The 3338-nt window shown below is 72.4% G+C and carries 4 protein-coding genes; all 4 read left to right on the forward strand.

Annotated features, from left to right (window positions below; genetic code table 11):
• On the forward strand, positions 1-577 hold a 577-nt coding region (locus TA90_RS08700), incomplete at its 5' end, for a nucleotide exchange factor GrpE (protein WP_043535817.1).
• Positions 578-623: 46 nt separating this feature from the next.
• A complete protein-coding gene (locus tag TA90_RS08705; protein ID WP_043535818.1) occupies positions 624-1697 on the forward strand; it encodes a DnaJ C-terminal domain-containing protein in 1074 nt (357 codons plus the stop codon).
• A 5-nt stretch (positions 1698-1702) separates the two neighbouring features.
• The gene (locus TA90_RS08710) at positions 1703-2260 is read left to right on the forward strand and encodes a heat shock protein transcriptional repressor HspR (RefSeq protein WP_425321099.1); all 558 of its coding nucleotides are present in this window, start codon (positions 1703-1705) and stop codon (positions 2258-2260) included.
• A 317-nt stretch (positions 2261-2577) separates the two neighbouring features.
• On the forward strand, positions 2578-3338 hold a 761-nt coding region (locus TA90_RS08715; RefSeq protein WP_244946804.1), incomplete at its 3' end, for a Mur ligase family protein.

Here is a 3338-nt window from a genome sequence, read left to right on the forward strand (position 1 = left end):
CGCGGGGGACCGGCCCGCGGAGGGGGCGTCGCCCTCGTCCGCACGTGACGGTGCCGCAGACGGCAGCGCTGCGGGGGGTGACCACGACATGAGCGCCTTCGAGGCGGATGTCGAGGACTCCGAGCTGACGAAGGCCATGGGCCAGATCGGGCAGCTCGGCGACGACCTCGCCCACGCCAAGGCGGACCTGTACAACCTCAACCAGGAGTACGGGAACTACGTGCGCCGGGCGAAGGAGGCGGCCTCGGGCCACCGTGAGATGGGTCGTCAGGAGGTCGTGGAGTCCCTCATCGGGGTGCTCGACGACATCGACGCGGCCCGGACCCACGGCGAGTTGGAGGGCGGCCCGTTCGCCTCGATCGCCCAGAAGCTCGAGGACACCCTCTCCACGCGCTTCGGACTGGAGCGCTTCGGCGCGGTCGGGGACGCCTTCGACCCCGCCCTGCACGAGGCCCTCATGGCCCGGACCAGCGCCGAGGTCGACCACCCGGTGGTCGCCCAGGTGCTCCAGCCGGGGTACCGGATGGGTGACAGGGTGCTGCGGGCCACGAAGGTGCTGGTCGAGAATCCCGAGTGAGGATGACCACGGACTTCAGGACATGGAATCAAGGAGGTGAGTTGCGGTGAGCGGACAGGACTGGCTCGAGAAGGACTTCTACAAGACCCTGGGCGTCGACAAGGACGCCGATCAGGATGCCATCAAGAAGGCGTACCGCAAGCTCGCCCGGAAGTGGCACCCGGACCAGAACCCGGGTGACGCCAAGGCCGAGGAGAAGTTCAAGGAGATCGGCGAGGCCTACTCGGTGCTCTCCGACGCCGAGCAGCGCAAGCAGTACGACGCGCTGCGGGCGATGGCAGGCGGCGGGGCCCGGTTCTCCGCGGGGCCCGGTGGGTCCAACGGCGCCGGGTTCGAGGACGTCTTCTCCTCGATGTTCGGTGGCGGCAACGGGGGGACCCGTGTCCGCTACAGCACCAACGGCGGCTCAGCCAACGGGGGCGCCGACTTCGACGACATCATCTCGAACCTCTTCGGTGGGGGCGCGACTCCCCACGGTGGCACCACCTTCGGGCGGGGCAGCCGTTTCGGGGCGGGCGCGCCCTTCGGTGGGGCGTCGGGAGGCGGCTCCGGCTTCGGGGGCGAGGGTCCCCAGCGGGGCGCCGACCTGCGGGCCTCCACCTCGCTGTCGTTCCGTCAGGCGCTCGAGGGCGCAACGGTCCGCATGGGCGTGGACGGGAAGTCCATGACCGTGCGCATCCCCGAGGGGGTGCGCGACGGCCAGAAGATCCGTCTGCGCGGCAAGGGCCGTCCCGGACAGCTCGGGGCACCGGCGGGCGACCTGGTGGTGACCATCAAGGTCGAGCCGCACCCGGTGTACTCGCGTTCGGGTGACGACCTGCGCATGGACCTGCCGGTGACCTACGCGGAGGCGGCGCTGGGCGCGAAGGTGTCCGTGCCGTTGCCCGACGGGAAGAGCGTCTCGCTCAGGATCCCCGCCGGGACCGCGTCGGGCACGGTGCTGCGGGTGCGTCGCCACGGCGTCCACCACGGCAAGCGCACCGGTGACCTCCTCGTGGAGGTCCAGGTGGCGGTGCCCAAGGACATGGACGCCGACCAGCGCAGGGCCGTCGAGGCGCTCGCCAGCAGCCAGGGCGACTGGGACCCGCGTGCGGGTCTCGCCGACCGGGCGAGGGTGTGAGCACCGTGGCGCGCGAACAGGGAGAACCCCGTGAGATGCTCTTCGCCATCTCGGTGGCCGCCGAGCTGGCGGGGATGCACCCCCAGACGCTGCGCCAGTACGACCGGCTTGGCCTGGTGACGCCCGCGCGCTCGAAGGGGCGCGGGCGTCGCTACACCTCCCGGGACGTGCAACGACTGCGGGACGTGCAGCGCATGTCCCAGGAGGACGGCATCAACCTGGCGGGGATCCGACGGATCCTCGACCTGGAGGCCCAGGTGGAGCGCCTGCGCGAGCAGGGATCGCTCCTGAGGGACCGCCTCGAGGAACTCGAGGAACGTCGGGACCGCGTCTTCGCGGCCTCGGCGACCGGAGTCGTCTCGCCCCTGCGGCGCGGGCAGCGGACCTCGTGGGCCGAGGGTGCCTCCGGGCACGGCGCGGACGTGGTCCTGTGGGACCCGCTGCGCGCCGCGATCGCCCACCGCGTCGCGCGGGCGACCATCGAGGCGCGGCGGTCCTCCGCGGAGGCGTCCTCGCACCTGCGGGCGGGGGGACGCGTCGTGGAGGGATCCTTCGGCGCCTGACCCGCGAGGTCCGCTCACTTCCGACCGCGAGGTCCGCTCAGTTCGGGGCATGAGGTCCGTCCCGGTTGGCATGCGGGCCAGTCCCCGTGCGGCGTGCGCGCCGAGCGGTGGACCTCTCACCGAGCGGTGGACTTCCCACCGAGTGGTGGCGCTGTACCCCCACCGTTCGCTGGAAACCCCACCGTTCGGCGACAGTGGATGGCAGGCACTGGACCGGGGCCCGTCGATGGTGGCCCTTGTCAGGCTCCTGGACGGAGGAGTGGAGCAGGCGCGGGTCCCGCGCACCCTCTGTCCGGACGCCGCGCTACTGTGACCCCATGAACCAGGCCCGAGGAGCAGCACAGGGGGACCCGGTGCGGGCGCACGTCCCGATCCGTTCGCGTCTGGCAGCCGGTGTCGGGCGACTGGCGCGGGCCACCTCGCGGGCCCTGGGTCGCGGGTCCGGGGGGATGATCGGCGGCGAGGTCGCCCTCGCGCTCTCGCCCCGCGTCCTCGCCGACCTCTCCCGCGGTCGCCGCTGCGTGACGGTGACCGGGACGAACGGGAAGTCCACCACCAACCGGATGGTGCGCGCCGCACTGTCCACCCGTGGAGAGGTCGCCTCCAACGTCAACGGGGACAACATGCCCCCCGGTCTCGTCACTGCGCTCATGGAGTCGCCCACGGCCCCCTTCGCGGCCCTCGAGGTCGACGAGATGCACCTGCCCCTCGTCGCCGCCGATGTCGACCCCGCCGTCATGGTCCTGCTCAACCTGTCCCGCGACCAGCTCGACCGCGTCGGCGAGATCGGGACCGTCGAACGCCGACTGCGTTCGGCAGTGGACACCCACCCCGGTGCCGTCGTCGTCGCCAACTGTGATGACCCCCTCATCGCCTCCGCCGCCTGGGACTCCGACCATGTCGTGTGGGTGGCGGCGGGAGCCGGGTGGGGTGCCGACTCGGTGGGCTTCCCGAGGGGCGGGCGCGTGGTGCGCACCGACGGGCCGTGGCACGTCGTGGACGCCCCGGCCGCCTTCGCACGCCCCGACCCGCAGTGGTGGCTGGAGGAGGCCCGCCCCGGCTCCGCGGGCGCCGACGG

It is taken from the genome of Actinomyces polynesiensis, from assembly GCF_000820725.1.
Lineage (GTDB): Bacteria > Actinomycetota > Actinomycetes > Actinomycetales > Actinomycetaceae > Pauljensenia > Pauljensenia polynesiensis.